Below are 25,339 nucleotides of genomic sequence, written 5' to 3'. Positions count from 1 at the left end.
AGGATTCAGCAGGCAGTATGAGGGCCGGTCATGCAAGGTTCACGGAGTGGATTCGGCGGTGCGCATTTGCGTCCGCAGCGTCAGGCATTGGCTTTGGAGCCAAGAATTCTGTTCGACGGCGCCGCCGCTTCGGCGACCGTGGAGCAACATCACTCGGACCCCGCTGCCCCGCCCGCTGCGGTGGATGCGCAAGTTCCCCACGCCACGCCGACTGAAGGTCGCGCCGCCACCGAGCAGGCACCGTCGGCGGCACGCAGCCTGTTGGTGATCGACAGCCGCATCGAAAACCGCGACCAGTTGCTCGCGCAATTACCGGGCAATGTCACGGCGATTGTGGTGAACGTCGGTGAAGACGGTTTGGCGGCGATCTCCGCCGCGCTGGCGCAATTGGGCAAGGTCGACTCGATCCAGATCATGTCCCACGGCGCCGCCGGACAATTCACCCTTGGCAGCCGCACGGTCACCTCGGACAACATCGATTCACTGGGCAAAACCCTCGAACAATGGCGCGGCAACCTCACCCAAGGCGCGGACATTCAGCTGTACGGCTGTGACGTCGGCGCGGGTGCCGCCGGGCAGACGCTGGTCAGCGAACTGGCCCGCTGGACCGGGGCCGATGTCGGCGCCTCCAGCAATGACACCGGCAGCAGCAAGGCCGGCGGCGACTGGACGCTGGAAACCAAAGTCGGCGACATCGACAAGAGCATCGCTATCAGCAGCCTCGCCATGGCGCATTTCGACGGTTTGCTCGCCGATGCGGCACCGACCGCCACGGTATCCACCGGCGGCAGCGATGTGTTGTTGGGTGACCGTTTCACCTTCACCGCGAATTTCAGCAATACCTCGACCCAGGTCGGTTACGCACCGTTCATCAACCTGGCAATGCCCGCCACCGGCAAGGACGGCGACGACGGCGTCAATTTCATTTCGGCCACGTACCTGGGGCAAAACCTGATCAGCCACGTGGTGACATTCGACGCCAATGGCAACGCCACGCATCCGCTCGCCAAGGACGCCAACGGCAATTTCCTGATCATCAACGCCGCGACTTACGGCATGCGCGCCGGTGACAAACTGGTGGTGATTGAACTGCCGTTCGCCAGCGTGACCAATCAGCAACCGGTGATCGGCGTGCAGGTCACCGCGAGCCTGAGCAATCTGGCCGACACCGCGTTTTCCAACGGCACGCCCGACCTGACCATCCGCGCCAGCGGCGGTTTCGAGTTCGGCAATGATGCACTGGACAACCCGACCAACGATCCGAGCCTGATTCAGGCCGGCACCGCCGCCTTCGTCGTGCACCCGACGGTGATTACCGTCAGCGAAACGATCAATACCCCGGAAGGCGAAACCGCCACCGGCCCCAACTATGTGCGCACGCTGACCCTCTCGGCCACGCCGGCACCGGGCCAGACGCTGACCAATGTCGTCATCACCCAACCGCTGCCGGACAATATCCAGGTCAATTCGATTACCCCCGGCCCCGGCGGACGGCTGACCTCAATCACGTTGCACGACGGCACCGTGGTGACCAATCCGGCGGAAATCGCCATATTGATTGCGGCCAATGACGTTTACATCAACTCGTTCACCGTCGCGTACGACAACCTGAGCGGCAAGACCGACACCGTGGTGGCCTTCTATGTGCCGGAAGTCGATGCCAACGGCCAACCGGTGATCAACCCGGTCACCGGCGATGCTGTCACCTTGACCCTTGGCCCCCCGACAGCTTCGGGGCAATGGGTGCCGCTCGACCCGCGCGACCTGACCGCGCCGAACACCACCATCGATTTCAGCGGCACCGGCCAAGGCACGCAGTTCATCGCCAAGTCGATCACACTGCTGAAAACCGCGACGATGCAAAACGACGTCGGCCACACCGGCATCAGCCCCGGCGACACCCTGCAATACACCCTGAACCTGGCGATTTCCGACTACTTCGCCTTCGGCAAGGACTTCTTCAACGAAGGCCAACTGGTCGTCCGCGATCAACTCAGCGACGGCCAGACCCTCAGCGGCACGCCTACGCTCACCGTGACCATCAATGGCGTGGTGCAAACCATCACTTTGGTCACCAGCGTGGTCAACAACGCCGACGGCAGCACTTCGATGGTGTTCGACATCGCCGAATCGTTGCGCAATGCGTTTTCCAATATTCGTGGCTGGCTCAATGGTGATCTGGCCTTCGACGACACGTTGCAAGGCGCGGTGGTCGCCGTGTTGAGCTATTCAGCCATCGTCGGCCAGACCTACAAGCCGCCTTCGGGCGACCCGCACCCGGACATCAACGAAGGCGATGAACTCGGCAACACCGCCACCGTGGACGGCACGTTGTTGCAGGATCAGTTCAACCTGACCGGCGAAAGTGAAACCGATGGTTCAACCACCACCAGCGTGATTCCGACCAGCAACGTCGATATCAATCTGGTCGAGGTCAACAACGGCGCACCACCGGGCAACGGCGAGTTGCGCCCCGGCGATGAGGTGACCTTCGAGCTGAGTTACGACCTGGTGACCGGCGATTACGAGCAATTCAAACTCACGGCGTACCTGCCGTTGCCGCTGTTCGATGTCAACGGGATTACCTGGAGTTCGGGCAGTGATATCGGCCAGTGGCAACTGGGCGCGGGCAACACCAATGCTGGCAGCGTGGTCAGCGTGACCAGTGCCGATGGCAACTCGGTGGTCTTCGACTTCGGCAGCTTCGCAACCAACACCACCACCGGCAGCCGCATCGTCATTCGCTTCACTGTGCGCGTCGGCGATCAGCCGTTTGCCGACCAGCGTTCGCTGGACGTGCTCGCGCAATCGAGCCAGCAAACCACCCTCACCGACCGCACGCTGATTTCTTCCGACGTGGTGGCGATTGTTTCCGTCGCCGAGCCGGTGCTCAACATCAAACATGGCGTGGTCTCGGGCTCCAACGGTACGGTCTCCGGCACCACCGGCAGTTGGAACCCGCCGGGCAGCACCGGCGTGCCGTTCAATGGCAGCGTCACCGACCTGTCGGCGGTCGACGGCAACATCAACAACATCGACGGCGCCGACCGTTTGCGTCTGGTCACTGCGATTGAGAACAGCGGTGGCGGCGGCGCCTTTGATGTCAGCACCAGCATCACCCTGCCCTCCGGTTTGAGTTTTGTCGGCGGCAGCCTGGCGGCGGCCAATCTGCAGATTTATCGTGGTGACGGCACGCTGCTGGTGTTGGGCACCGACTACAGCGTCAACGGCAACCAGATCACTTTTCTCGATGCTGGCGGTCAGGCCTCGCTCCTCGCCGGACGCAGCGGCACCGCCGCCGACACCAGCGGCGCCAATGTCGTGGTGATCAGTTATGACGTGGTGGTCAGCGCCACCATCGAGGCCAGCCGCAGCCTGCAGACCACCGCCACTTTGAGCAATTACGCCAGCGTCAACGGCGGCACCGATTTTACTCCGACCGACCTTACCGATCTGGCCACGCAGCAAGTGGCCGCGCCAGTGATCGGCAAAGTGTTCGCCGACGGCACCCTAGACAATGGCGACTCCAGCGCCGCCCATACCACCGGCAGCGATCTGGTGATCGGCGAAAGCATGCGTTACGACATTGTCGTCACGCTGCCTGAAGGCACCACGCAGAACCTGCGCATCGAAGACCTGATTCCACCGGGCATGCGCCTCGACACCAGCTTCAATAACGGCCTCGGCTACCAGATCATCACCACCCGTGCCGGCAGCGGCGCACTGGGCGCTGACTTTGCCGGCAACGTGCTGGTCAGCGGTTTCGCCGGGATTGGCGGCACGTTGGGCGGCGATGGCGTCGACGGGCGCTGGACGTTCAGCGTCTCCAGCGTCTCGGCGGACAACCAGACCGGCAACAACACCTTCGTGATTCGCCTGCAACTGGTGGCCAACAACGTTATCGCCAACCAGGCCAATGTCTCGCTGCAGAACAATGCGCAACTGGTGTTCAGTGATCCGGATGGCGACACGCCGAATGGCGCAGTGGCCGTGGATCGCACCGTCGCACTCACGGGTGGCCAGCCCACGGTGACCGTGCGCGAGCCGACCCTTCAGGTCAATCAAGTGATTACTTCAACCTCCGGCCTTGGCGGTTACGATCAGGGCGATACGGTGACGTTCACCATCACCATCAGCAACGGCAATGGCGCCACCGATTTCAGTGCGTTCGACATCAGTTTCCTCGACACCCTGCCCACCCAGTTGAGCAACGTCACGCTGGTCGGCGTGCTCTATCAGAACGGCGCGACCAACAACGGCGGCGTGGCGTTTGAAATCGTCGGCGGCCAGTTGCGCACCGCCAGCGGCGCCAATATCGATATCGCCAAGGGCGGCAGCATCGTCTTGCAGCTCAGTGGCGTGGTCAACGCCAGTGCCGCAGCGTTGTCGAACATCGCCAACGTCGCCAGCGTGCAATGGACCAGCCTCGACGGCGGCAATGCCGGCGAACGCAGCGGCGTCGACGGCGTGCTCAATGGCGGCGCGCTCAACGATTATCGCAACCTGTCGACCTTGCTGATTCCGGTGGCTCAGGCCATCGAAATCTCTCGCGTGGGTGGCCTGCCTGACACCGCGGCGCCCAACCCGACCACCGCAGCCGTCGAGCAAGTCACCGTCGGCGAAGTGATCCGCTACCGCGTCGTGGTGCTGGTGCCCGAGGGCAACAACCCCAACTATCAGATACAGATCACCCTGGCCAACGGCTTGCAGTTCATTTCGCCGGATGCACTGGTCAATGCCCTGCGCATTGCTTTCATCTCCAACGGCGGCCTGACCAGCGACGCCAACCTGATCGTCGGCGGCACGCTGGACATCGATGGCAACGAAAACAGCCCCGAAGCCCTGCCAATTACCTCCGACCTGTCCGGGCTGGCGCCACAAGGCATCTTCGACCCGAGCCGCTTGACCGTCATCACCAATCCCGATGGCAGCCAGGTGGTGACGTTCAACCTGGGCAACGTGGTCAATGGCAATGGCAACGATGACGACCTCGAAGGCATTTCCATCGAATTCAACGTGCGCGTGACCAACATCGCCGCCAACGTTGCCGGCGCGCAACTGGCGGTGACCGCGCTGGAAGTCGTCAATGGCGCGGGGCGTGCGGTCAGTGACACGGTGTTCGAGCGCGTGGTCGAGCCAGGCTTCAGCGGCCTCGACAAGCAGATCATCAACTTCAACCCCAACCCGAGCGGCACCGTTGGCAACGCCACGGTGCAATTGAGTTTCACCCAGAACGGCGGACTACCGGCGTTCGATGCGCAAGTCAGCGATAACTTTGCCGGCGGCAGCAACTACACCTTGCTCAGCGTCAGCATCAATGGCGTGACGTACGGCCCGGGCAATCTGCCGGCGGGCATCAGCTTCAGCACCAGCGGCGGTTTGAGCGTCAATTTCGATCAATTGGACGTCGGCGCGCAGGTTCAGGTGCGCTACTCGGTGGATCTGCCCAACTCGACCATCGTCGCCAGCAGCAACGCGACGCTGACCTGGAGCAGCCTGCCGGAAGATTTCACCAGTTGGGGCGGCAACACGGTGGGCGTCGACGGCACCACCACCGGCGAGCGTGACGGCAGCGCCGTCGGGCCGAACCAGTACATCTTGCGCGACAACGCCGGACTCGGCGTGATCAGCGGCACGTTGTGGAACGACACCGCCAGCCCGACCGCCAGCGTTACGCCGGATGGCGCCGGTCTGGCCGGGCAAACCGTGACCCTGACCTGGGCCGGTGCCGACGGACGCCTCGACACCACGGCCGACAATCTGCAATTCACCACCACAACCGATGCCAACGGCCAGTACCGCTTCGGCGTGTTGCCACTGGGCGTGTTCCGCATCGACGTACCCGCCGGGCTGGTCAGTTATCCGCAACCGATCGGGGATTTGCGCGTACGGGTCGACAGCGATGCCGGCACTCTTGGCCAGGTCACCATCACCTTGGGCGATGCCGACACGCAAAGCGCCAACGCCGGTTACGTCGAACAGAACGACGCGCCAGTGAACACCCTCCCCGGCACGCAAAACGGCCAGGAAGACACGGTGTTGAATATCGGCGGGATCAGCGTCGCCGATGTCGATGCTGACCGCGATCCGAACGTCAACGACCGTGCCATCAGCGTGATTCTGACGGTCACCCACGGCACGCTGTTCCTTGGCGCCACCGTGCCGGGCGTGACGGTCAGCGGGGCCAACACCGCGAGCCTGACCCTGACCGGCAACCTCGCCGACATCAACGCCGCGCTCGCCAGCCTGCAATATCTGGGCAACGCCAACTTCAACGGCACCGACACCCTGACCGTGCTCAGCAATGACCGTGGCAACTATGGCGATGCCGATGGCGACGGGATTCCCGGCACCGCCGCCGATGCGCTGACCGACACCGACACCCTGCAAATCATCCTCGCGGCGGTCAACGACAACCCGCTCGGGGTCAACGACAGCGCCACAGCGGTAGAAGCCGGCGGCCTCAACAACGCTTCTGCCGGGGTCGATCCGCGCGGCAACGTGCTGACCAACGACACCGACGTCGACATCGCCACCAACGCCGATCGCCTGCACGTGGTCTCGGTCGGCCCCGGCGCCGGCATCCAGACGCCAGTGCTGGGCGTCACGGTGATCAATGGCTTGTACGGCCAGTTGGTGATTGGCAGCAACGGTTCCTATCAATACGTCGTCGATAACAACAACGCTGCCGTGCAGGCGCTGCGCCTGTCGGGCCAGACCCTGCGGGATGACTTCAGTTACGTGCTCGCTGACCTTGAAGGGGCGACTTCGACCGCGACGTTGAGCGTGACCCTTCAGGGGGCCAACGACACGCCGCAAGGTATCGATGACGACGGTGTGGCCATCGAGGCTGGCGGCGTCAACAACGGCACACCGGGCAGCGATGCCAGAGGCAATGTGCTGACCAATGACCAGGACGTCGACAGCGCTGCCAATGGCGAAACCCGCACCGTGACCGGCATTCGTCCGGTGGCCGAAGCGGGCGCCGGCAATTTCACGGCGGTCAGCGGCGCGACGGCGATTTCCGGGCTCTACGGCACTTTGACCATCAATCCTGACGGCACCTACAGCTATGTGGTCAATAACAGCAATGCAACAGTCCAGCGCCTGAGCGCCGGGCAACAACTGGTGGAGTTCTTCAGCTATCGACTGACCGACACCGCTGGGCTCGATGATGTCGCGCAATTGCGCATCGTCATTCAGGGCGCCAACGACAATCCCGTGGCCAGCGATGACGCGGCTTCGGCGCAAGCGGCATCAACCAATGGCACTGCGTCGGAAAGCAATCCGAGCGGCAACGTCATCCAGTTTCCCAGCCGTCCCGGGCCGATCACTCAACCGGGTGGCAATGGCGTCGATCAGGACGTTGATGCCAACGACCAGCCGAGCAGCCAGTTGCTGGTCAATGGCGTGATCAACAAAAGCGAGGCCACCTACAACCCGGCCGTCGACACGCTCAGTGGCGTGGCAACCGGCACCACCTCCGCCAACGGCACCGTGGTGGCCGGGCTCTACGGCACCTTGCGCATCGGCGCCGATGGCTCGTTCTTTTATGACGTCGACAGCACCAATGCACTGGTTCAAGCGTTGGCTCCCGGCCAGACCCTGACCGAGTTCTTCACCTACCGCGTCACCGACACCACCGGCCTGACCGACACCGCGCAACTGGTCATTACCGTGCATGGTGTCAACGATCCACCCGTTGCGCAGAACATCGTCGCGGTGGCCACCGAAGCCGGCGGGATCAACAACCTTACGCCGGGCGTCAACCCTTCGGGCGACGTCACGGTCAACGATACCGATCCCGACGGTGACCCACTGACGGTGACGCTGATCAAGTCCGGCGCCACTGCTGATCCAGGCACGCCGATTGCGGTCAATCTCGGCGGCACGGTGATTGCCGGGCTGTACGGCACGCTGACAATTTTCCCCGACGGCAGCTACGTCTACGAAGTCGACAACAGCAACCCCGACGTGCAGGCCCTGCGCCGCAGCGTCGATCTGCTTTCGGAACGTTTCACCTACACCGTCAGCGATGGCGTCGGTGCGACCCCGCAAATCGACACAGCGGAAATCATCGTGTTGATTCGCGGGCAGAACGACAACCCGATTGCCAGCGATGACTCCGGCGTAGCCATCGAGGCCGGTGGCTTGAACAACAACCAGCCTGGGCAGGATCCTAGCGGCAACGTGCTGGACAACGACGCGGATGTCGATGGTGGCGAAGTCCCCGGCGACCTGCCCAACTACGACTATGGCGAAACCCGCGCGGTGTCCTCGGTGCGAACTGGCAGCGAAGCCGCAACCGGCACAGCCGGCGCCCTTGGCACGGAGTTGCGCGGCACGTATGGCTGGCTGACCCTGAACGCCGACGGCAGTTATAGCTATCGTCTGGACAACAGCATGGCGGCGGTTCAGGCCTTACGCGCCGGTAATACCCTGCTCGACGCGTTCAGTTACGAGGTCATCGACGCGGCCGGGGCCACCGACCGCGCCACGTTGAATATCAGCATTCAGGGACGCAATGACACGCCAGTCGCACAGAACGACAGCAACACCGCAGTCGAAGCCGGCGGTGCGAACAACGCCACGCCGGGCATCAATCCGAGCGGCAATGTGCTGAGCAACGACACTGACGTCGATGGCAACGGCGAAGTGCTCAGCGTGATCGGCGTTAATCAGGGCTCCTCGGTGGGCCTGATCGGCAGCGGTTTCAATGGCACTTACGGCGCCCTCACCCTGAACGCCGATGGCAGTTACAGCTATCTGGTCGACAACCTCAACCCGCAGGTCCAGGCCTTGCGAAACAATGCCGACACGCTGACGGAATCCTTCACCTACCAGATCCGCGACCTCGCCGGCGCCACCAGCAGCGCAACGCTGACCATCACCATTCGCGGGGCCAACGACAACCCGGTCGCCAGCGATGACAGTGCCGTGGCGATTGAGGCCGGTGGCACGTTCAACGGCACGCCGGGGGTCAATCCGAGCGGCAACGTGCTGACCAATGACACCGATGTCGATGCCAACGACGTGAAAGTCGTCACCGGGATTCGCACCGGCAGCGAAGCGGCGGGTGGCACCTTCACCAACGTCGGTGTCGCGCAGAGCTTCAATGGTTTGTACGGCACCCTGACGATCAATGCCGACGGCACTTACAGCTACGTGATCAACAACACGCTGGCGGCTGTGCAGGCCTTGAAAGTCGGCGATTCGTTGGTGGAAACCTTCACCTATCGCATGCGCGATATCGCCGGCGCCACCGACAACGCGCAATTGAGCATCCGCATCGATGGCGCCTGGGATGCGCCGGTGGCGGCCAACGATACGGCGCTCGCCGTGGCCGATAATGGCAACGGCAATGGCGTCAATCCGAGCGGCAATGTGCTGCCCAACGACACCGACGTCGATCAGGGCGACAGCAAGACCGTCACCGGCATCCGTTTCGGCACCGAAGACGCTGGCGGCAGTCTGTCCGGGGTCAGCGCAGGCACCGACAACAGCAACGGCAAGCTGATCAACGGCCTCTACGGGCAACTGATCATTGGCGCCGACGGCAGCTACACCTACAACCTCGACTCGAGCAATCCGACCGTTCTGGCCTTGGGCCCGCTGCAATTTCTCAACGAACGCTTCACCTATCAGGTCAGCGACCGTGGCGGGCAGAACGATCTGGCGGAAATCCACATCATCATTCGCGGGCGCAACTCGGCGCCGGAGGCCAACACCGACACGGCGACAGCGGTCGAGGCCGGCGGCAGCAACAACAGTCAACCGGGGATCAATCCCGGCGGCAATGTCCTGGACAACGACACCGATGCCGAAAGCGACCCGCTGTCGGTGATTGGCATTCACACCGGCACGGTCAGCGACATCGGTACGGTGGGCAGCGTCGGCACGTCGTTGCGCGGACTTTATGGTGACCTGCTGATCAACGCCGACGGCAGCTACACCTACACCGTCGACAACAATCTGGCCGCCGTCCAGGCCTTGCGCCAGAGCGGCCAGACCCTGAACGAAGTGTTCAGCTACACCATCGTCGACCGCTGGGGCGATACCAGCACCGCCGAGTTGCGCATCACCGTCGACGGGCGCAACGACACCCCGGTTGCCGTGGATGACAGCGCCACGGCGCTCGAGGCCGGCGGCGTCAATAACGGCACGCCGGGCAGCAACGCCACGGGCAATGTGCTGGACAACGACACTGACGTCGACAGCGTGGCCAATGGCGAAAGCAAACAGGTGCAGAGCGTGAGCAATCAGGCCGGACAGTCCACCGGCGCCGGGCAAGTGTTGATCGGCCTCTATGGGCAACTGACGCTGAACGCCGATGGCAGCTACACCTACGTCATCGACAACAACAATCCCGTGGTGCAGGCCTTGCGCACTGCCGGTGAAACCCTCAGCGAAACCTTCACCTATCGCATGGTCGACACCGCCGGCGCGACGTCGGATGCGCGCTTGACCGTGGTGATTCAAGGCGCCAACGACGCGCCGGTTGCGCAGAACGACAGCGGTTTCGCCAGCGATCAGGCGCCGGCGCCGCAAACCACCGGTAACGTGTTGCCCAACGATGGCGATGTCGACAATAACGACAGTCTGGTGGTGGTCGGGATTCGCACGGGTGCCGAGGCTGATTCCGGGACTGCTGGCGTGATTGGTCAGCCGGTCATCGGTCTCTACGGCACGCTGGTGTTGAACGCTGACGGCAGCTTCACCTACACCATCGATCAAAACAATCCAGCGGTGCTGGCTGCTGCCGGTCTCGGGCAGATCCTGCGCGACGTGTTCACCTACACCATCAACGACCGCAACGGCGCGAGCGATCAGGCCGAACTGGCGATCACCCTCGACATCGCCACGCCATTCATTCCGGCGCCGGGCGGCAACAACTTCGAGCGCGACCCGAACACCCTCAACCGCAACTTCCTCATTCCCGATCCGCAACCGGCGGTGTTTGTCACACCCGTGGTTGAACGCGTGGCGGAAATTTCCGAGCTGTCGGCCTGGGGCGTCGATGGCAGCAACCTGCGTCTGGCGGCGGTTGGTGAATTCACCAGTGAGTCGGTGGGCAATGGTCTGGGGCTGGTGCCGGGGCAATTCGTCCAGCAAGCGGTGCGCACCAGTCGCCTGGAAAGCGAACTGGATCTGCTGTGGATTCAGGGGCGCCAGGGCCGTACCGGGTTGAGTGCCGATGGGCTGTTGAGCGATCCGTCGTTGTTCACTTTGAACCCGGCCGATCTGACGCACAGTCCGGCACACGTTGAACAACAACAGGAAAAACCACGGGCCAAGGGCTTCAGCGCGCAATTGCGCGATGCAGCGCAGCGGCGAGCACCACGGTAATGCAGTCGAACTGAAAAAATTCCAAGAATGCAAAGGAATGAACATGCGTATAAATGCGACCCGGCTTCTCAGTACCGCCATCGCTTCTGCACTGTTGCTCAGTGCTTGCTCGTCAACGGAGCCCAAACCCTCCACCGATGAAGAAAACCGTCAGCGCATCATCGCTGACCAGTCACGCATGTATTCCGGCCAGGAGCCGGTCACCGCGCCGATCACCTTTTACGAGGCGGCGGCACGGGCGCTGAAATACAACCTCGACTACCGCCTCAAGCTGATGGAAAGCGCACTGGCTTCGGACCTGCGCGATGTTTCGAGCCACGAAATGCTCCCGCGTCTCGTCGCCTCGGCCGGTTATGCCGGACGTGACAACGATTCCGGCGGCACCTCGATCGGCATTGACGATCGTCAGGTCAGCTTGCGTCCATCGACCTCGGAAGAGCGTTATCGCGAAGTCTATGGCCTGGGCTTGAGCTGGAGCCTGCTGGATTTCGGCGTCGCCTATTACCGCACCCAGCAGAAATCCGACCAGATCCTGATGGCCGAAGAACGCCGGCGCAAAGTCGCGCAGAACGTTCTCCAAGACGTGCGCAACGCCTATTGGCGCGCACTCGGCGCTCAGCGCCTGATGCCGGAAGTCGACAAGCTGCTGATGCGCACCCACACCGCCCTGACCTCGGCCCGCGAAGCCGAAACCCGTGGCCTGCTGCCGCGTCAGGAAATCCTCGCCTATCAACGCGCCCTCCTCGACTCGATCTACCTGCTGACCGTACGCCGCCAGGATCTGGAATTCGCCCAGGCTGAGCTGTCGGCGCTGATGTCGCTGCCGCCGGGCTCAAAAATGGTGCTTGCCGATGTGCCCGATCCGGCGCTGCCGGAAGTGCGCCAGAGCATGGCGCGGCTGGAACAGCTGTCGCTGGAGAACCGCCCGGAAATCATGGAAGAGTGGTACCGCAAACGCGTCAATCAAAAGGATCTGGAGATCGCCAAGGCGCAGTTGTGGCCGAACGTCAGCGTCGATTTCGGCTACAAGTACGACTCCAACAAATACCTCTACAACAACGATTGGATGAGCACCGGCCTGCAAGTGTCGATGAACCTCATTCGCCTGCTGCAATTGCCGTCGTTGAACGCCGCAGAAAAATCCCAGAGCGAAACCGACGACACCCGTCGCGTGGCGCTGTCGATGGCGATCCTCACGCAGGTACGCGTCGGCACCCTGCGCTATCAACTGGCCCGCCAGGAAGTCGAGTTCGCCGAAGACAGCCTGCGCGTCGACCGCAGCCTGCTCGATTACGCGCAAGCGGCGAAAACCGGCGCGCTGGGCTCGGAACTGGAAGTGATCCGTTCCGAGGGCCGTTATCTGCTCTCGCGGTATCAGCGTGAAGCGGCGTTTTCCAGTGCTCAAGCCGCGTGGGGGCGGATGTACAACTCGGTGGGCCTGGACGTGCTGCCGAAAGAAATCTCGCAACACGACATCAAGACCCTGGCCCGGGAAATCCAGCGCACCTTGAATGAGCAGGAACAACAACGTCTGCTCGCTGCCACTTCGCAAGGAACGCCGAATGCGCAAAATCGCCCTTGAGTCCCGTTTCGGGGCCCTGTTGTTGGCCAGTCTGATCCTGCCCGTCCACGCCGAAGACAGCCCTTCGGCCCCCGCTCTGGAAAGTGCCAGTGCGATCCGTGTGTTGCTTGCCGCCGAACTGGAAACCACCCTCTCCAGCCAGATGGCCGGCACTTTGGGTGAATTGAAAGCCGGGTTCGGCGAACAGGTCAGCAAGTCGGAACTGCTCGCACGCTTCAACTGCAATGAAGCCGAAGCGCGGGCGAAAGTCGCGGCAGCCGAACTGGCCATGGCCAAACAGAACCTGCAAGCGAAACAGCAACTGCGCCAGCTCAATGCGGTCGGCGACATCGAAGTGTCGATGGCCAACACCGAAGTGCAAAAGGCTGACGGCGCACGGGCCATGGGCGCAGCGCAGAGTGGTTATTGCCAGGTGCTCGCGCCGTTCTCCGGGCGTGTGGCCAAGGTCTACGTCAAGCCGTATCAGACCGTCACGGCGGGCACGCCGTTGTTCGATCTGGTCAGCGACGGCGCCTTGAAAGTGCGCCTGAACGTGCCGTCCAACCTGCTCAAAGACCTCAAACCGGGCCTGCCGCTGCAGGTCAGCATCCACGAAACCGGCAAGACCTACCCGGCCCATGTCAGCGGCATCAACTCGCGGGTCGATGCAGTGGCGCAAACCGTTGAACTGGAAGCCCGGCTCGACAACAAATACCCCGACCTGATGGCCGGCATGAGCGGCACCGCACAGTTCGATCAAGTCGCACGCCCATGACGATGAACGAGCCGCTGCCGCACCCTCACCTGCTGCTCGAACTCGATGCGCTGCGAGACAAAGCCATGGCCGCCGACTCGCTGAACAGCCTGGCGTTCAGCATGGCCAACGACTTGTACCCGTTGCTGCAGTTCCATCAGGCGCTGGTGTTTGCCCAGCGTGAATCCTCATTGGAATTGCTCAACGTCTCGGGGCTGTCGCGGCCCAGCGAGGATTCGCCGTATCTGGTCTGGCTGCGCCGCGCCAGTCGCTGGGTCGCGGCGCAGGTGCCAGACGCCGAGCCGGTATGGATCGCTCAGGACAGCGCCAATCCACCAGCAGACATTGGCGAAGGCTGGAACGAATGGTGGCCGTCGGGGCTGTGGTGCGTGCCGGTGCAGGATCGTGACAATCAACGACTGGGCCTGCTGATCATCTTGCTGGAGGAGGAACCGCCGGCCGTGTTGTGGCAACACCTCAAAGGGTTGGTGGCGACGTGGGCGTATTGCTGGTCGGCGCTGACCCGGCGCAAGCGTTTCAGTCGCTGGCGGCCGAATCGCAAACAGCTGCTGCTGGTGGCGATTGTGCTCGCTGCGCTGCTGTTGTTGCCGGTGCGGCAAACGGCATTGGCACCGACGGAAATCGTCTCGCGACAGGCGCAGATCATCAGCTCGCCGATCGATGGTGTAATCGAAAAGATTCAGGTGCGTCCGAATCAACCCGTCGATGCCGGGACACCACTGTTTTCGCTCGATGAAACCACCCTGCGCAGCCGCGCCGAAGTGCTCGGCAAGGAAGTCGCGGTGGCCGACGCCGAGTTGCAAGCGGCCAGCCAACGGGCCTTCGACAACCCGCAAAGCAAAAGTGAACTGACCCTGCTCGCCGGTCGTGCCCAACAACGTCGGGCGGAACTGGCGGCGGTGCAGGCGCAACTGAAACGTACGCAAGTGCTGTCGCCACGCGGCGGCGTCGCGGTGTTCAGCGATCCCAACGACTGGCTGGGCAAACCCGTGGTAACCGGCGAACGCATCATGCAAGTGGCCGACCCGACGCAACCGGCCATGCTCATTCAATTGGCCGTCGCCGATGCAATCGCTCTGGAACCGGGCGCCGAGGTCACTTTGTTCCTCACCGCGTACCCGCTGACGCCGCTCAAGGGGCAGATCCTCGAAACCAGTTATCAGGCGCGGCCCAGCGATGAAGGTGTGGTCGCTTATCGCCTGCTCGCCAGCATTGACGGCGCACCGGAACATGCGCGCCTCGGCCTGCATGGCACGGCGAAAATCTACGGCGGGCGGGTGATGCTCGGTTATTACCTGCTGCGCCGACCGCTGGCGACGCTGCGTGCCTGGAGTGGCTGGTAATGCTCGACCCGGCCGATCTGCCCGTACCGCCCCTGCGCGAAGACTTGCGCCTGAGCGAAGCGGCCCATGGCAGTAATGGCGAACCGGCGTGGGTGATTCAGGACACGGTGATCAACCGTTTCTACCGCATTGGCTGGCTGGAATTCGAATGCCTGCTGCGCTGGGGCCAGTCGCCACGCAAAATCAGCGAGCAGATCGCTGAGGGCACAGCGCTGAAACCGGATGTCGAACAGGTGCTCGATTTTCGCCAGTTTCTCGAACAGCACCAGTTGCTGCGCGCCGGCCCCGCTGCCCTTGAGCGCCTCAAGAGTAAAGGCGAAGAAGGCAGTTGGCTGACCTGGCGCTGGTGGCTGCATCACTATCTGTTTTTCCGCATTCCGCTGCTGCGCCCGCAACAACCGTTGCAATACCTGATGCGGGCGCTGGGTTGGCTGTTTCATCCACTGACGGGGATTTTGGTACTGAGCCTGAGTTTGCTCGGGATCATTCTGGTGTTGCAGCAGTGGGACGTGTTCACCAGCGCCGTGGTCGAGTCGTTTTCCACCGAAGGCCTGTTCAGTTTTGCCCTGGCGCTGATCGTGGCGAAAACCCTGCATGAACTCGGCCATGCCTTGGTCGCTACGCGCCTGGGCTTGCGTGTCGGGCACATGGGTATCGCGTTTGTGGTGATGTGGCCGATGCTTTACACCGACACCGGCGAGAGCTGGAAACTCAGTCGCTCGCGGCAACGCCTGGCGATTGCCTCGGCGGGGATCGTCACCGAACTGTCGCTGGCCGGGTTGTCGACGCTGGGTTGGGCGTTGTGCGATCCGGGCGCGTTGCGCAATGCCCTGTTGTATCTGGCGACCACCAGTTGGTTGCTGTCACTGGCGCTGAATGCCAGTCCATTTATGCGTTTCGACGGTTACTTCATTCTTTCCGACCTGCTGGATTTCCCCAACCTGCACGAACGCGCCTCGGCGCTTGCGCGGGTGACGCTGCGGCGCAATCTGCTGGGTTTGCAGGAAGACTGGCCAGAAACATTCCCGACCGGTCAGCGACGTTTGCTGGTGACCTTCGCGATCATTACCTGGCTGTATCGGTTGGTGCTGTTTCTGGGGATCGCGCTGGCGGTCTATCTGTTCTTCTTCAAGGTTTTGGGGATTTTCCTGTTCATGGTCGAACTGTCGTGGTTTATCGCGATGCCGGTAATGCGCGAGCTAGGTCACTGGTGGAAAAACCGCGCGGCGATTCCGAGCCGGCGCAAAGTGGCATTTTATGCCGTGCTGCTGGCGATTCTGGTGGGCTTGGCGATCCCGTGGCGCACGCAGATCGATGCGGTTGGCGTGGCCCGTGCCGAGCACCAGTTGCGGGTGTATGCGCCCTACCCGGCACGCCTGCAATCGATTCACCCGGACGGTCCGGTCAAGGCTGGCGAAACGCTGATCACCCTCGACGAGCCGGACATCGCCTCGCGCTTGCAAACCAGTGAAGCCAGCGCCCGTAGCTATGAGGCGCGGCTGTCCGGGCTGATCGCCGACCCCGGTGGTTTGGCCGAAGACGCGGTGACCCGCCAGCGCCTCAACGTGCAATTCGAAGAGGCTCGCGCCGCCCGCTCGGAAATCGCCCGGTTGAACCTGCAAACACCGTTCGCCGGGGTGTGGCTGGACGTCAATCCGGACTGGAAACCCGGGCAATGGGTCGGTCGGCAAGAATCGCTGGGCATGCTGATCGATCCGCGCAGTTGGCAGGTCGACGCCTATGTTGCGCAGGATCAAGTGCACCGCATGGCCACCGGTGATCACGTGCGCTTCTACCCGGACGGCCAGACCACGCCGCGCTCCGGGCGTGTCGTGCAGATCGGCAGCACCCGCGCCAGTCAGTTGTCGCATCGCATGCTGTCTTCACGCTTCGGTGGCCCGGTGCCGACGACCAATGCCGAACACTCACTGATTCCCAGCAGCGCGCTGTTTCAGGTGTTGATTCAGTTGGATGAGCCGCTGCCGAGCCTGCGCGAGACGCGCGGGCATCTGAAGATCGAGGGCGAACGGCGCAGCTTGCTGGGCGACGGTGCGACCCATGTGTTGGCGGTGTTGATGCGTGAAAGTGGCTTCTGAATTGTGCTTTTAGCCAGCGGCGACAAACACGATGATTGGCCCGCACACCGCCAGCAGCACGTTGGAAATCGCGTAGCACACGGTGAAACCAATCACCGGCGTGTTGCTGCCGGACTGTTCGATGATCTTGTTCATTGAGGCCGCTTCGGTCTGAGCACCGGCCAGTGCGCCAAACAAAATCATCGGATGCAGGCGCAGCACATAGCGGCCGAAATACAGCGCCACCAGCGGCGGTAAAATCGTCACCACCGCGCCGGACAGCAACAGCGCCAAGCCCTGCTCTTTCATCGCGGCAAACGCCGCCGGCCCTGCCAGCAAACCGACCACGGCGCCAAACGCGGTCAGGCCGAACTCGGAAAACGCCCATTGCGCCGCCGGCGGCAGTGCGCCGATTTCCGGATGGCGCGAGTTGTACCAGCCGATCACCAGGGCAGCGACCAGCACCCCGCCACCAATGCCCAGTTCCACCGGGATCATGCCGATGTGGGTCGACAACAATCCCAACAGTGAACCGAGCACCATGCCAAGGGTGTGCATGGCGATATCGCTTTTGTAGTTGTTCTTGCGGATGCGGCCCAGACGTTTGGCGATCATTTCGACACTGGCGGTGCGGCCCGTCAGCGTAATCACATCACCACGGCGCAGCACGGTATTGGGCAGCAACGGCAAGTCGTAGCCCTGACGCGTGATGTTGTTGACAAAGCAGCCCAGGCGTCGGTCAGTGCTCAGCCGGGTCTTCGCCTGATGAATGCTTTTGCCGGCGAACTCTGCCGACGTCAGCACGACATCCACCTGGCGGGTCGCAAATGACAGCGCCTCGGGATGATCGATCTCCGGCCCGACCCAGTGGCTGAGGTTGCCCACCGCATCGCGCAACGCGTAAACGCCGATGACGTCGCCCGCCATGAGCACGAAGTCTTCGTCACGTTCGATGATTTTTCCGGCGCGCATGACGCGCTCGACGGTCAGCGATTCGTGGGGTTTTTCCAGATCAATGATGCGCACCCCGTTGGCCTGACCGTTCTCCGCGACCTGATGGGCGCGCACCACCATGCGCGTGTACGGCACAGTGATCGCGTCTTCTTCCTTGGCGATGCCCAGCTCAAGTTCGAGCTCACGGGCCGATTCGCGCAGGTTCACGCCGAGCAATTTCGGCGCGATGCTGCCGACGAAGACAATCAAGCCAATCGTGCCGAACAGGTAAGTGATCGCATAGGCAATCGCCATGTGGCTGTTGAGCTGCGCCTTGGCGGCCGCGTCGATCGTCAGTTGATTGATCGCACTGGTCGCGGTGCCCATGATCGCCGTGTCGGTCAACGCCCCGGCGCCGAGCCCGGCGGTGAAGCCGGCGTCGAAATCGAACAGCGAGTACATCAGCAGAATCGCCCCCAGCGCCGTGGCGCACAGCACCACCGAGAGCAGCACCAGTTTCAGCGTGCCGCGATTGAGGCTGCCGAAAAACTCCGGCCCGCTCTTGAAACCGACGGCATAGATGAACATCACGAAAAACACCGACTTCAGACCGGCCGGCACTTCCAGGCCAATCTGCCCGATCAGCAATCCCATCAACAACGCGCCGGCCACCGAGCCCAGATGAAAGCTGCCGATATGGATCCGGCCGACGAACACGCCCAAGGCAATGGCCAGGAACACCGCGATTTCAGGATCAGTGCGTAAAGCGTGGAGGATGAATTCCAGCATGGGGCGAACTCCCTTGTGCAGCGATCACTGATCCTTCGGTTCTTGAGCCGGCGCGGTGTACCACTTGTCCCTTGGCACCCACTTGTCTTGTTGCGGATCAGCGAAATAATGCGGCGACATGATCTGCACACCGTACTCATTGAACACGTCCTGAATATTGGCGTGCAGCATGCTCAGCAGCACCGCGCGCGGACGTGGCTGGCTGGGGATCGCCTGTGCGACCAGGCGGTACTCGGGGTAGAAATCCGACAGCGCAGTCTGGAACACCTGCGCCGGCGGATCTTCGAGAATTCCCGGTGTGCGCTTGGCCGCTTCCAGCAACATCGCCTCGACCTGCCGCCACGGCGTGTCGTAACCGATGGTCACCACCGTATCGACGACATAACCGGGGCCCTGCACGGTGCGCGAATAGTTTTTCGTGACAGTGCCGGTGATCATCGAGTTGGGCAGCGTCAGCACTTCACCCAGCCCGGTACGGATGCGCGTGGTGAACATGCCCAGTTCGGTGACGGTGCCTTCGTAGTCACCAATCTTGACGAACTCGCCGGGGCGCAAGGTGCGCGTATAGGTCAGGATCAGCCCGGCAGCGGCCTGCCCGACGACGCTGGTGGCGCCAAGGGAAATCATCAAACCGATCAACACCGACAGGCCCTTGAAGGCATCGGTGCCCGCGCCGGGCAGATACGGATAAGCCATCGCCAGGGCGAACAGCCAGATTGCCAAAGCCGTCAGGCGCTGAGTCGGTTGCAGGGTTTCGTGATTCAGCCAACTGAAGGTGCCGGGCATGGCCATGCGCCGCAGGATGCGTCGGGTAAACGCAGTCACGCCACGGGCAATGAAGAAAATCGCCAGCGCCACGCCCAGCCCGGGAATCGCGCCGACGATGCCTTGCAACAGGTAGCCGGCCAGTTCGAACAGGTAATTATTGAGGCTCTCGCCCCACGGCCGGGTATAGGGAAACCGCGACAGCACGAAGCCGAGCCATTCATAGGTCAGCAGCAGAATCACCAGCCAGCGCAGCAGCAACAGCAAGCGGCTGACCAGCGGATAGAGAAAATTAGAGTCGATCAGTTGCACCCGGCCGACTTTCAGCGCCTGGGTGTGGCGATCCATCAATGCCGGGAGTTTGGCCAGCAACTTGCGTCGCAGCCAGGCCAGGCACCAGAGCAGGCCGAGGTAAATCAGCGTGGCCACGGCCACCAGCGCCAATGAGCGCACCATCATGTCGAGGTTGCGCGCTTCGCGGGTTTCGCTGACCACCTGACGGAGTTTCTCCGCCGCGCCTTCGGCTGCCTGTTGCACAGAGGAATAAGCCAGGCTGTCGACATCCTGCGGCGCAACGATAAAGGCCCGCTTGTCGCCGATCAGCACCATGTAGCTTTTCTGGATCGAGTCGGTGGTGATGTTTAGCCCACCGTTCTCGTCCAGCGCCTCGCTGATGACCATCTTCGCCCGCTTGACTCGCGACGCCGGCGCTTCCCCAAGGATCGTCGCGCGAAACAGCATGATGCTGCGGTTGGCGACCTTGAGTTCCACCGCTTCATCGGCGGTTTTGCTCGCTTCATCGGCAGCCCAGCCGAGCCCGCTCCAAAGCGCTGCGAACACCACCATCAATACCGCCAGCAGCCTGCTTCGCATGCGCCTTTTTCCTTACGCCCAAGTGTCAGAGATGGATACGTAAGCCAGCGTAGTCGAGCGATGAATGGTTGTCAGATTACGGCAGGGTTTCTTCGTTCCCGTCATCCAGCACGCGGGTGACATCCGCCGGTTGATACACCCAGCCGATGAACAATTCGTAGCCGACGGCGAGAATTACCGGCCCGGTGAACAGCCCGATAATGCCGCTGGTGACCATGCCGCCAAGCGCACCGATCAACACCACCGGCATCGGCACCGCAACACCACGACCCAGCAACAGCGGTTTGAGCACGTTGTCGGAAAGCCCGGCAATGATGATCCACACGGTAAAGATGACGGTGCCGGCGCTGACGCCGTCGTGCGCAAAGACATAGATCACCACCGGTATGGTGATCAGCAGCACCGGCAATTGCATGATGCCGAGCAGCAACACCATCAAGGCCAGAATGCCAGCCGCCGGAATGCCCATGATCACCAGCGCGACACCGATCAGCAGCATCTGGATAAAGGCTATCCCCACCACGCCTTGGGCCACGGCGCGAATGGTCGAAGTGCACAGTTCGGCGATCTGCGGGCCGCGCACCGGTCCGGAGATTCGCGTGGTAATCGCCACGGCCGTGCGGTGGCCGCGAGCACCGTGGGTCATGATCAATCCCGCGACGATCAGCGCAATCACAAACACCACGATCCCCGCACCGACGCCGGCGGCTTGATGCAGCAGCACTTTGCCCCAGTTCGACAGGTGCGGCGCCAGCTCCTTGAACGCCCAGCTCAAATCCTGCGAGGCGTGCTGCCAGATGCCGAAAAGCGGCGCGCCGATCAATGGCCAGTCCGCAACGCTGGCCGGTGGCGGCGGGATCTCGAATGCCCCCTCCTCCATCGTGTGCATGCCGACTTTCACCGAATCGGCCACGGAAGCTCCGAGCAGGCTTAGCGGCACCATCAGAATCAGCAAGCCCAGCAGCACCAGAATAATCGCCGCCCAACCGTAGCGGTTGCCCAGTTTGGCGCCGAGCTTCTGATTCAGCGGATACAGGGTGACCGCGAGGATCAATGACCACAGCATCACGTTGAGAAACGGGTGAAAGATGTCGTAGCAGAACAACACCAGAATGGTGATCAGACCGGCGCGAATCAGCACGTCCAGCAGGGCTCGGGGACTGTTGAAGGCAATGAGCGGTTTGTCTTCCATTCGGGCTCTCCTTATTGGACGCATGGCGGTGGCATCAAGCCGTTCTGAGCCTAGATCACAATCGTCCACTCGTCTTTATCCCGCGCCTCAACTGGTGCCAACGTCGATTCACGACTAAAACTCATACTCGTCGCTGTTTTTATAAGGAAGTAAAGGATGAGGTCCACGCGTTCATTGATGATGCTGGCGTTGGCGGGTTGCGCCGGTCAGGCCCTGGCGGGCGGCATTCAGTTGTATGAAGCGGGTCAGGAAGGTGCGGGGTTGGCCAACGCCGGCTCGGCCGCGCTGGCCACCGATCCAAGCGTGCTGATGAGCAACCCGGCGGGCATCGCGGCGCTCAAAGGTACGCAGGTCACCCTGACCGGTCAGGCGGTACTCGGTGGTCTGGGTTTTGATCGCGACAGTGGCAACGACTTTTCCGGCAACGAAGGCGGCAACCCGCTGCCGATCCTGCCGGGCACCAGTCTGTTCATCAGTCATGAGGTCAACGACCGCGCCAGTATCGGCTTCGGTATGTACGGCAACTTCGGCCTCAGCGTGAAATACGACGATGACTGGGCCGGGCGCTATTTCAGTCAGGAATCGACGCTGATCGGCATCTCGATGCAACCGACCTTCGCCTACAAGATCACCAATGACCTGTCGATGGGCATCGGCCCGCGTCTGGTCTATGGCTATTTCTACGACAAAATGGCCATCGACAATAACGCCTTCCTCCCCGGCGAACCGTTCCAGCAGGATGGCAAGTTGCAATACAAGGACACCGACACCGGGGTGGGGATCAATCTCGGTCTGCGCTATCAGCTCGACCCGCGTACCACGCTGGGTTTCGCCTACACCAGCAAGGTGAAACTGGAGTTCAAGGATTCGCCGACGGTGCATGACGTGCGCAATCCGCTGCTCAATCTGGCGCTGTCGCGGCTCGACGTCGATCAGCTGGAAGTCGACATGAACATCCCGCAGACCGCAACGTTGAGCATCGCCCATCAGTTGAACGAGCAATGGACGCTGCTCAGTTCGGTGAACTGGCAGGACTGGAGCGACTTTGCCGACATCGGCGTGTCGCTGGATTCTGCCGCCGGCAATGTCTCGCGATCGGTGGACCGCAAGTATCAGGACACCTGGCACCTGTCGTTCGGTGCGCAAAACCAGATCAGCCCGAAACTGCGCTGGAACATGGGCATCGGCTATGACAGCTCCCCCGTCAAAGACAAGGATCGCACCGTCGACAACCCGATGAACGAGACCTGGCGACTGGCGACCGGCCTGAGCTACAAACTGGCCGAAGACACCGACATTAACCTCAATTACACCTTGGTCTGGCTCGGTGATATGGACGTGCAGCAGACCAAACGCAATGGGCAGACGTTGTCGGGGAGTTACCCCAACAGTGCGTTGCACATTGTTGGTGGTGGGGTGACCTGGCGGTTTTAAAGGCTTTTGGCCGTATTCAACTCACCAGCATGCCGTGGCATAGCAGATTAAGAACACCGCGCATGTGCAACGCATGCGCCGCCCTGTCCGGGGTTTCCTGCGTCGCCAGTCGAATGAACGCCATGTTCGCGTACTGGTTGAACAGCGTCGCAACCACGTCGAGATCGATCGAATCGCGCACTTTCCCCGCCTGCTGAAAGTACCCGACCAATGCTTTGGTTTCTTCGATCACCGCCGCATTCCACGGGCTCAACGCTTCCGCCAATTCGCCCGTCAGCAGAAACGGTGCCAGTTCCCGCCATAGCGAGGCCGGCATGGCTTGCAACTGGTAATCCGTCATCAACTGCTCGAACTCGCACAGCGCTTCGAGCGGATCGCTGTCATCGTCCAGATTTTCCCGCGCCTCGCGCATGGCCTGTTCGTCGGGTTGTTTGAGCAACGCGAGCAGTATTTCCTGTTTGCCGCCGAAATAATTCACCACCGTCGGCGCGGACACCCCGGCCTGCACGGCGATCTGATCCAGCGTCGTTGCGGCAAAGCCATTGCGTTTGAACAGTTCGAGCGCCGCCTCGGCGATCACCTGCCTGCGCTGTTCCTTTTGCCGCTCTCTGAGTCCGCTCATGTTGCCTCTGATGATCGTGGCCAATGCTGCTCAGCCTACGGATATCTTTTTTCATCGACAAATATTTTCTTTACAAAAATATTTTAAAGTGACAAATATTAGCCGTGCTCCGCTGGTATGAACGCACTCACTCGCCCATTTCTGGAGATCAGCCATGTCCGCCGAATTCGATCCGACTCGCAGTACCCGTGATTATCAGGATGCCGACGCCGCCCACCACATCCACGCGTTCGTCGATCAGAAAGCCCTCAATGAGGAAGGCCCGCGGGTGATGGTCAGCGGTGATCGCCTGGCGCTGTGGGACAACGACGGCAATCGTTATCTGGACGGCATGTCTGGCCTGTGGTGCACCAATCTCGGCTACGGGCGCAAGGATCTGGCCGCTGCGGCCACGAAACAACTCGAGCAACTGCCCTACTACAACATGTTCTTCCACACCACTCACCCGGCGGTGATCGAGCTGTCGGAGCTGCTGTTCAGCCTGCTGCCCAAGCACTACAGCCACGCGATCTACACCAACTCCGGTTCCGAAGCCAACGAAGTGCTGATCCGCACCGTGCGCAAGTTCTGGCAAGTGATGGGTCAGCCCGAGAAGAAAATCATGATCGGCCGCTGGAACGGCTACCACGGCTCGACCCTCGCCGCGACGGCGCTGGGCGGCATGAAGTTCATGCATGAGATGGGCGGCACCATCCCGGATGTTGCGCACATTGATGAGCCGTACTGGTTTGCTCACGAAGGTGATCTGACGCCGGAGCAATTCGGTCTGAAGGCTGCGCAGCAACTGGAAGACAAGATTCTCGAACTGGGCGCCGACAAGGTCGCCGCGTTTGTTGCCGAACCGTTCCAGGGCGCGGGCGGCATGATCATTCCGCCGGCGACTTATTGGCCGGAGATCCAGCGGATCTGCCGCAAATATGATGTGTTGTTGTGCGCTGACGAAGTGATTGGCGGGTTCGGTCGCACCGGCGAATGGTTTGCCCATCAGGCCTTCGATTTTGAACCGGACACGCTGTCGATCGCCAAGGGCCTGACCTCCGGCTACATCCCTATGGGCGGCTTGATTCTGTCGCGGCGCATGGCGGAAGCACTGGTCGAGAAAGGTGGCGTGTTTGCTCACGGCCTCACCTACTCTGGCCACCCGGTTGCCGCTGCGGTGGCCATCGCCAACCTCAAGGCATTGCGCGATGAAGGCGTGGTCACTCAGGTGAAAAACGACACCGGCCCGTATCTGCAGAACTGCCTGCGCGAAGTGTTCGGCAACCATCCGTTGGTGGGCGAGATTCAGGGCGTGGGACTCGTAGCGGCGTTGCAGTTTGCTGAGGACAAGGCAACCCGCAAGCGTTTCGCCAACGAGAACGACATCGCCTGGCGTTGCCGTACGATTGGTTTTGAAGAAGGTTTGATCATTCGCTCGACGCTGGGCCGAATGATCATGGCCCCGGCATTGATCGCCACCCGCGCCGAGCTGGACGAACTGATCGACAAGACCCGCATCGCCGTAGACCGCACCGCCCGTGAGTACGGCATCCTGTAACCCGTAACTTATGTAGCCGTGAGCCTGCTCGCGATAGCGCTGGATCAGTGACATTCCTGTTGCATGACCCACCGCCATCGCTTGCAGGGCAAGC

Annotated in this window: 11 protein-coding genes; 7 read left to right on the top strand and 4 right to left on the bottom strand. The window is 61.8% G+C overall.

The window, feature by feature from the left end; all coding sequences use genetic code 11:
• Nucleotides 1-30: 30 nt before the first annotated feature.
• Genes AC3Y64_RS13660 through AC3Y64_RS13640 form a run of 5 tightly spaced genes read left to right on the top strand, consistent with a single transcriptional unit; the run spans nucleotide 31 to nucleotide 17,121 of the window.
• Entirely contained in the window at nucleotides 31-11,346 is an 11,316-nt protein-coding gene (locus tag AC3Y64_RS13660) for a cadherin-like domain-containing protein (RefSeq protein WP_489987870.1), read from the top strand.
• A gap of 43 nt (nucleotides 11,347-11,389) precedes the next feature.
• On the top strand, nucleotides 11,390-12,928 hold the full coding sequence (locus AC3Y64_RS13655; RefSeq protein ID WP_122596021.1) for a TolC family protein: 1,539 nt from the start codon (nucleotides 11,390-11,392) through the stop codon (nucleotides 12,926-12,928).
• On the top strand, nucleotides 12,909-13,682 hold the full coding sequence (locus AC3Y64_RS13650) for an efflux RND transporter periplasmic adaptor subunit (RefSeq protein WP_064389929.1): 774 nt from the start codon (nucleotides 12,909-12,911) through the stop codon (nucleotides 13,680-13,682). Before AC3Y64_RS13655 ends, AC3Y64_RS13650 begins: the two co-directional genes overlap by 20 nt.
• A complete protein-coding gene (locus tag AC3Y64_RS13645) occupies nucleotides 13,679-15,025 on the top strand; it encodes an efflux RND transporter periplasmic adaptor subunit (RefSeq protein WP_489987869.1) in 1,347 nt (448 codons plus the stop codon). The genes AC3Y64_RS13650 and AC3Y64_RS13645 overlap by 4 nt, the downstream gene beginning before the upstream one ends.
• Nucleotides 15,025-17,121: a site-2 protease family protein gene (locus tag AC3Y64_RS13640; RefSeq protein WP_489987868.1), complete on the top strand. Its 2,097-nt coding sequence runs from the start codon at nucleotides 15,025-15,027 to the stop codon at nucleotides 17,119-17,121. The genes AC3Y64_RS13645 and AC3Y64_RS13640 overlap by 1 nt, the downstream gene beginning before the upstream one ends.
• A 9-nt stretch (nucleotides 17,122-17,130) precedes the next feature.
• Here the strand turns inward: AC3Y64_RS13640 and aspT are convergent, their stop codons facing one another.
• From aspT to AC3Y64_RS13625, 3 genes are all read right to left on the bottom strand, one after another.
• The gene (gene aspT, locus AC3Y64_RS13635; RefSeq protein WP_489987867.1) at nucleotides 17,131-18,822 is read right to left on the bottom strand and encodes an aspartate-alanine antiporter; all 1,692 of its coding nucleotides are present in this window, start codon (nucleotides 18,820-18,822) and stop codon (nucleotides 17,131-17,133) included.
• Between the two features lie 24 nt (nucleotides 18,823-18,846).
• Nucleotides 18,847-20,460, bottom strand: coding sequence for a mechanosensitive ion channel family protein (locus AC3Y64_RS13630; protein ID WP_489987866.1), 1,614 nt, complete (start codon nucleotides 20,458-20,460; stop codon nucleotides 18,847-18,849).
• Nucleotides 20,461-20,536: 76 nt separating this feature from the next.
• The gene (locus AC3Y64_RS13625) at nucleotides 20,537-21,652 is read right to left on the bottom strand and encodes an AI-2E family transporter (RefSeq protein ID WP_489987865.1); all 1,116 of its coding nucleotides are present in this window, start codon (nucleotides 21,650-21,652) and stop codon (nucleotides 20,537-20,539) included.
• 156 nt (nucleotides 21,653-21,808) lie between these two features.
• Here AC3Y64_RS13625 and AC3Y64_RS13620 point away from each other — a divergent pair, with 156 nt between their 5' ends.
• Nucleotides 21,809-23,086 (top strand): OmpP1/FadL family transporter, encoded by a 1,278-nt coding sequence (locus AC3Y64_RS13620; protein ID WP_489987864.1) that lies wholly within the window; start codon nucleotides 21,809-21,811, stop codon nucleotides 23,084-23,086.
• A gap of 16 nt (nucleotides 23,087-23,102) precedes the next feature.
• On the opposite strand, the gene AC3Y64_RS13615 is transcribed toward AC3Y64_RS13620, so the two are convergent.
• Nucleotides 23,103-23,708 carry a TetR/AcrR family transcriptional regulator gene (locus tag AC3Y64_RS13615; RefSeq protein ID WP_489987863.1) on the bottom strand — a complete coding sequence of 202 codons (606 nt, stop codon included), beginning with the start codon at nucleotides 23,706-23,708 and terminating at the stop codon, nucleotides 23,103-23,105.
• Nucleotides 23,709-23,862: 154 nt separating this feature from the next.
• Between AC3Y64_RS13615 and AC3Y64_RS13610 the strand changes: the two genes are divergently transcribed.
• Nucleotides 23,863-25,245 (top strand): aspartate aminotransferase family protein, encoded by a 1,383-nt coding sequence (locus tag AC3Y64_RS13610; protein ID WP_489987862.1) that lies wholly within the window; start codon nucleotides 23,863-23,865, stop codon nucleotides 25,243-25,245.
• Nucleotides 25,246-25,339: the final 94 nt, after the last annotated feature.

This window comes from Pseudomonas sp. 4CAES_32.4, from assembly GCF_058136335.1.
Note: the sequence above shows the minus strand (reverse complement) of the source record. Positions and strands in the feature narration are given on the sequence as shown.